The sequence below is a fragment of the Sphaerochaeta sp. S2 genome, from assembly GCF_016406725.1.
In the GTDB taxonomy this organism is placed as follows: Bacteria; Spirochaetota; Spirochaetia; order Sphaerochaetales; family Sphaerochaetaceae; genus Sphaerochaeta.
Window position 1 is genome coordinate 1 of sequence record NZ_JAEKNT010000467.1, and the last position, 6386, is coordinate 6386.

At 47.8% G+C, this 6386-nt stretch carries 7 protein-coding genes; 5 read left to right on the forward strand and 2 right to left on the reverse strand.

Features of this window, described 5'->3' with window-relative positions; translation table 11 throughout:
* A partial coding sequence (locus JF818_RS13455; RefSeq protein WP_198892495.1) for a hypothetical protein occupies window positions 1–923 on the reverse strand: 923 nt, incomplete at its 3' end.
* Window positions 923–1951: a 4-hydroxythreonine-4-phosphate dehydrogenase PdxA gene (gene pdxA / locus JF818_RS13460; protein WP_198892496.1), complete on the reverse strand. Its 1029-nt coding sequence runs from the start codon at window positions 1949–1951 to the stop codon at window positions 923–925. The genes pdxA and JF818_RS13455, both read right to left, overlap by 1 nt.
* A 127-nt stretch (window positions 1952–2078) precedes the next feature.
* Here pdxA and JF818_RS13465 point away from each other — a divergent pair, with 127 nt between their 5' ends.
* The 5 genes from JF818_RS13465 to JF818_RS13485 form a co-directional block, all read left to right on the forward strand.
* Entirely contained in the window at window positions 2079–2366 is a 288-nt protein-coding gene (locus JF818_RS13465) for a hypothetical protein (protein WP_198892497.1), read from the forward strand.
* A 149-nt stretch (window positions 2367–2515) separates the two neighbouring features.
* Window positions 2516–3529 (forward strand): ABC transporter substrate-binding protein, encoded by a 1014-nt coding sequence (locus JF818_RS13470; protein WP_198892498.1) that lies wholly within the window; start codon window positions 2516–2518, stop codon window positions 3527–3529.
* A 189-nt stretch (window positions 3530–3718) separates the two neighbouring features.
* Window positions 3719–4720: an ABC transporter substrate-binding protein gene (locus JF818_RS13475; protein ID WP_198892499.1), complete on the forward strand. Its 1002-nt coding sequence runs from the start codon at window positions 3719–3721 to the stop codon at window positions 4718–4720.
* Between the two features lie 68 nt (window positions 4721–4788).
* Window positions 4789–5742: an ABC transporter permease gene (locus tag JF818_RS13480; RefSeq protein ID WP_198892500.1), complete on the forward strand. Its 954-nt coding sequence runs from the start codon at window positions 4789–4791 to the stop codon at window positions 5740–5742.
* Window positions 5735–6386 (forward strand): ABC transporter ATP-binding protein (locus tag JF818_RS13485; RefSeq protein WP_198892501.1); only part of this gene is annotated, 652 nt, incomplete at its 3' end. The genes JF818_RS13480 and JF818_RS13485, both read left to right, overlap by 8 nt.

The following is a 6386-nucleotide window of genomic DNA, read 5'->3' on the forward strand; positions in this document are numbered from 1 at the left end:
CTGCTAAGCTGCCCTGCTTGCTGCCAGATCGACAGGAACTGCTGATATGCCCTTTGGTATTCGCCATCCTTGGCGAATTGGTGTGCCATATCTGCTGCTGCAAGCTTTTCCTTGTTCTTCATGAGTGAAAGATACCTGGTCTCCCAGGATGGCGCCAGGTGCAGCGCAATCCTGTCTGTTGTACGCTCGATAATCTGGGAAAAGAGTGGGTCAAAAGAGGGAGCTAGACCGCTACTGTAGTTTCTTTCATCGCGATGGCTGCCATCTTGATCATAGTATCGTGTCCCAATCTTAGTTTGCTCCTCTTCCTTGTCTATAAAGCTTTCACTTGCCAATATTCTACCATCTTGCAAACTGGTTATGGTGTAAGAGAGTCCAAGGGTAGCTTCCTGTACAAGGTAATACTCTCGCTTCGTGACTTGCTCACTGCTTACACCGCTACTATCGGTAACAAACTCCCGTCTATCAGTCCCCTCGACGCGCTCTTCCATATCCATATAGGAGATTTCACTGCTCATGAGCAGGTCAAAACCCTTATCACGCATCAAGCGAATACTATCCTCTCCTGCTTTGGAAAGGCTAAGATAGGCATCGGTAGCCTCGGGGGCCAGTATCGAGAAATAGCGGGTATCACTCACAGCCTGTACAATCTTTCTTGTCGCAAGTGAGGCAACACGCTCTGAAAGATTCGGATCATACCCGGTTGAGAGTGTAAAATCCGTTTCTTGCAAGCCACTAACCCAGGGGCTCACAGGTCTGCCGTAGGGAAACCGGTACATGGATGTTGAGGAGACGGCGAGACTCCTTCCTCCCTGTAGGTCCACTTCGCCCGGGACCATATGACGAACCCTCACCGAGGTCGCGCAACCGCTGAGGACCAAGACAAAAACAAGAACAAGAAACACAGGTGCCAATCGCTTCATCATCTCTCTCCTTCTGCCAGGAGGTAGTCTGCTGCTGCCTCCAATGCTCGGACCATACCAGCAGCATCGGCAAGATTTTTCCCTGCAATGTCAAAGGCAGTTCCATGATCCACACTGGTTCTCAAAAACGGAAGGTTCCATGTGATTGAGATGGTCTGGTTGAAATCATAGGTCTTTGCAGCAATATGCCCTTGGTCATGATAGAGGGAGATCACTGCCCTATATTTTCCGACCCTTGCTTGGTAGAAGACTGAATCGGCTCCAATTGGACCGGCAACATTCACCCCATGCTCTCTGGCTTCCTGGATGGCAGGCTCGATGGCTCGCTCTTCTTCATCACCAAAGAGACCATGCTCACCACAATGAGGATTCAGACCCGCAACGGCAAGACTGAGCTCATTTCTGAATGCGCCGCCATGATTCTTTGTAATGGCATCGCACTCGAGGATGGTCTTCAGCAATGACTCCTTTGTAACCGCATCACATGCCTGGCGCAACGAGAGATGCCTGCTATGGAAGAATATTTTCAATCCAAGCGTATCGAACATCGTTATTGCACGCTTGGTCCCGCTGAGTGCACTGAGAATTTCGGTATATCCAATATGGTCGACATCGGCGGCTTTCAAGGCTTCCTTATGAAGGGGTGGTGTTACCAATGCATGAGCATATCCGCTGCTAATTAGACGAACCGCCTCCTCCACTGCATGATAGGCAGCACGACCACACATTGCCTGTATCTCTCCATAGCTGAATCGATGCATATCCAAGATATTCTGGGAGTAAAGAATATGACGACTGCCGCTTTCGATTGCACGAACCAAGGATTTGTCATCAACAACCACAGCATCAAAATCTGAAGGGATGCCTAAATCAGTAGATACCTTCTTTATGAGAGGGACATCGCCGATTACCACCATCCCCATGGAAGGGGGAAGATTTACACGTTGCATTGCCTTCAGCACAATCTCAGGACCAATCCCTGCTGGGTCCCCAAGAGGGACAGCCAGATACCATCGTTTTGTTTCCATATTCGCATCATAGCAGTGTGATTCTTACCTGTCCATACACACAAACCGATACAACTAATTGACAACCTGATTACCTTCTCTTATGTTGGATGTGTGGGATTTGAATCTGATTTCAAGGAGTAACGACATGGCTAAATACCGTGATGAAGAAGATGAGCTCGATGATGAGGAAGATCGTTATTTCAGCAGGCTAGAGGATGAGGAAGATGCTTATCTTGCCGATCTATTTGATGCTCCTGAGGTAATTGATTTCGGTGATAACGATGACGAAATGCTCGATGAGGATGAAGAAGACGACGACTTGCTCGATGATGGTTTCATGGTCGATGGAGATGAGTCCTACGAGGATGAGTTTTACGACGAAAATGACGATTTCGATGAGACGGACGCATTTGAAGAAGATGACTTTATCTAATCCAGAGTGCCCCTGAAAGATACCTCCCCGGACTCCCCGGGGAGTTTCTTTTTGCCTCATCACAAAAAAAAGTTCATGTTTCTACGAATAGATACTTGCACTCCTCCAATTTTCTATATATAGTAACGTCATCACAGAGGAGATTGACCATGAAAAGAATAAGTATCCTGCTTTTGACGTTTTTGCTTATCGGAACCTACCTGATTGCACAACCTGCCACTGAAACAGATCCCGCACCAGGGACAGAAAAAACCTATACCATCGGTATTTCCAAATTGGTCAGTCACCCTGCCCTTGATGCAATTGAACAAGGGATCATGGACCAGCTTGAGGCAAGTGATTTCTCTGTAACATTTGACAACCAGAACTGCAACGGTGAAATTGCCACAGCAATTGCCATTGCCCAGAAATTCAAGAGCGATGACAAGGATATCGTGGTTGGCATCGCTACCCCAGCGGCTCAGGCGCTTGCCCAGATCATCAAGGATAAGCCAGTGGTATTCGGGGCAATCACTGATCCTCTGGCAGCAGGATTGGTTGTTGACTATACGAAGACTGAAGAGACAAATATTGCAGGAGTCTCTGACCTGAACCCTCTTGAGTTGCAACTGGAGACCTATTTCTCCATTGTCAAACCAAAGACCTTGGGAATGATCTATACCAGCAGCGAAGCCAATGGTGTGGTGCAGATGGAGATGGCCAGAGAAATCAGCGAAGCAAATGGAGTCAAGTTCGTGGCAGCAGCAATCAGTAACTCAAGTGAGGTGAAGATGGCTGCCCAATCCATCATCGACCGCGTGGATGCAATGTACGTGGCAATCGACAATACCGTTGTCAGTGCCATTCCCAGTGTAAGTGAGGTATGCATGAAGGCAGGTGTTCCGCTCTTCAATACTGACACCACCAGCAGTGAAAATATCGACTTCCTGATGAGCTGGGGTTTCAACTACTACACCGTTGGGGTAGAGACTGGAAAAGTGGTTGAGCGAATCATACAGGGTGAAAATCCCAAGGATATCGGATCCATTTTCTTCGAGGACCCTGCCCAATTTGAACTATGGTTCAATCTCGATACCGCTGATGCACTTGGTATCACCATTGACGAGTCGTTGCTTGCCAATGCAAAGGTGATCATCAAGGATGGAAAGAAGCAAATACAATAATAACGTAGATTCTCCTTGTATTGTGAACCTGCCTCTTCGGGGGCAGGTTCCTTTTTATGGGCAAATTCAGATAATACTTGTATATTATATGAATTATTATTCATTATTTTGTATATTCGGATTTACAAATCCAGAAATTCCAGCTATAGTTTTGCAAACGAAAAGGATTATCCGCTTGGAGGAATGATTATGAAAAAACTACAGCGTCCGATGCTCGTCGCTCTCTCTCTGCTGCTCTGTGTTGCACTTCCACTCTTCAGTGCTGGCCAGGCAGAACAAACCGGCCCACAACCGTACAAAATCGGTATTTCAAAATTGGTCACCCATGCAGCGCTTGATGCAGCTGAACAGGGTATGATGGATCACCTTGCAACAACTGATCTTCAGGTGACCTATGATCATCAGAATGCAAACGGCGATATTTCAACCGCTTCCTCCATCGCTCAGAAGTTCAAGAGTGACAAGGTGGATGTAGCAGTCGGTATTGCCACCCCTGCTGCCCAGGCTCTTGCCCAGGTATTTAATGAAAACTCCGGTACCTCGGTAGTATTCAGCGCTGTCACCGATTCAAGTGAAGCCGGCCTTGTGGCAGCAAACATTGCAGGAGTATCTGACAAGAACCCGGTCGAAGAACAGATCAAGCTCCTGATCGACATCACTGGTGCAAAGACCATCGGCAATGTCTACGCTTCCGGTGAAGCCAATGGTGTCCTGCTCATGGAGATGGCGAAGGCCGCTTGTGAAAAGTATGGTGTTGGGTTTGTTTCCGCTGCCATTTCAAACTCCAGTGAAGTCAAAATGGCCACCCAGTCAATCATCGACCGTGTTGATGCGCTCTATATTGCCACTGACAACACCGTCATCAGTGCCATCGCCTCAGTTGACGATGTTGCGAAGAAGGCCGGCAAGGCACTCTTCAGTTCTGATGCAAGCGGTATTGATGGCCTGAATGTCCTGGTCAGCCTTGGCTTTGATTACTACAACATCGGAGTTGAAACAGGTAAGATTGTTGAACAGATTCTTAGAGGCACTGAAGCCGGGGATATCGGAACAGTCTATATCACTGATCCCACAAAATTCCAGCTGTGGTTCAATCTTGATGCAGCGGACGAGCTTGGGTATACTATTTCGCAGGATCTGCAAGATGCAGCAGCAGTGCTCATTAAGGATGGTGTGAAAATTACCCAGTAATTGGGTCAATTGCAATCCCGCCGGAACTGTATTGAGCCGGCGGGTTTTTTCTGTGTAAGGGGTAATACATGCTTGAAGGAATTTTTGTAGATGGCCTGATCTTTTCACTCATGGTCATTGGAATCTTAATCTCATATCGGATTCTCGATATTGCCGATCTTACCTGCGATGGATCGGTGGCTACCGGTGCAGCAGTTGCAACCATGGCCATTGTAGCCGGTCTTCCCATCTTTGTTGCATTGTTGCTTTCATTCTTCGCAGGAGTGCTTGCAGGCATGGTTACTGCCGCCATCCACAATAAACTGAAAATTCCTGGCTTGCTTGCAGGTATTCTTACCATGACCATGCTCTACTCAATCAACTTGAGAATTCTGGGGAACAAGGCCAACGTCCCCTTGCTTCGCGTGGAGACCTTATACTCAAAACTCCCCGAGGCATTCCAGTTCCTTCCCCCTGAATGGGCCAGTCTGGTGGGAACCCTGCTGGTGGTACTCTTTGTAAAGGTACTCATTGATATCTTCTTCCGTACCGACCTTGGTGTTTCTCTTGGTGCAATGGGTGGAAACGAGCAAATGGTCATCAGCCAAGGCATCAATCCCGAGGTATTGAAGTTGATCGGACTTGGGCTCTCCAATGGCTTGATTGCTCTCTCTGGTGGATTGCTCGCCCAGTACCAGGGCTTTGCTGATGCAAACCTGGGAATCGGTATGGTCGTCCAGGGACTGGCAGCAATCATGCTGGGCGAGTTCCTCTTCTCTACCAACCGAATATCACTACTTACGCTTAGAGCCATCTTTGGAGCCATCATCTATAAGGCACTGATGTTCTTTGGCAGAAAGTACGGGTACTTGGTCAACATCACCCCAAACGATTTCAAATTGCTCACAGGTATATTGGTCATCGTCAGCTTGTTTATTGCCCAGACTCGCAGTGCTGCAAGCTCTGCTGGGGCAAAAAAGAAAGCCATCGCACGCTCCCAGGCAAAAAACATGAGCGACAAGGAGGATGCAACCAATGCTTGATCTGAGTAATATCACCAAAGTCTTTTATCCCGGTACTGTCAATGAAAAGACAGCCTTGGAAAACATCAACCTCCATGTAAATAAAGAGGACATCATCTGTGTCATTGGCTCAAACGGCAGTGGCAAATCCACGCTTTTCAATCTCATCAGCGGTACCTACCCCGTTACCAATGGAAAGATCATTTTTGATGAGGTGGATATCACCAGCAGCCCCGAGTATCGCAGGGCCATGACCATCGGTCGAATTTTCCAGGATCCAACCAAGGGAACTGCTGCAAATATGTCCATTGAGGACAACATGATCACAGCTATGACAAAGGGAATGAAGGGCCTGCGAATAAGCCTGAACAATGAGAAGAGGCAAGTATTCAGGGAACTCCTCAAGCCCATCGGTCTGGAGAACAGGCTCAAGGACAACGTTGGACTGCTCAGCGGAGGACAGAGACAGGCTCTCACCTTGTTGATGACGGTCATGAGCAAACCCAAGATGCTCTTGCTTGATGAGCATACTGCTGCCCTTGACCCAAGGAATGCACAGATTGTCATGGATTTGACCGAGCGGTACATCAAGGAGTATGAACTTACTGCCCTGATGGTCACGCATAATATGCAGTTTGCCATTGACTTCGGTAACCGTCTGATCA

Bases quoted from the DNA above. Each gene is read 5' to 3' on its own strand.
- JF818_RS13480 (WP_198892500.1), top strand. From the start codon at position 4,789: ATGCTTGAAGGAATTTTTGTAGATGGCCTGATCTTTTCACTCATGGTC.
- JF818_RS13470 (WP_198892498.1), top strand. From the start codon at position 2,516: ATGAAAAGAATAAGTATCCTGCTTTTGACGTTTTTGCTTATCGGAACC.
- pdxA (WP_198892496.1), bottom strand. From the start codon at position 1,951: ATGGAAACAAAACGATGGTATCTGGCTGTCCCTCTTGGGGACCCAGCA.
- JF818_RS13465 (WP_198892497.1), top strand. From the start codon at position 2,079: ATGGCTAAATACCGTGATGAAGAAGATGAGCTCGATGATGAGGAAGAT.
- JF818_RS13475 (WP_198892499.1), top strand. From the start codon at position 3,719: ATGAAAAAACTACAGCGTCCGATGCTCGTCGCTCTCTCTCTGCTGCTC.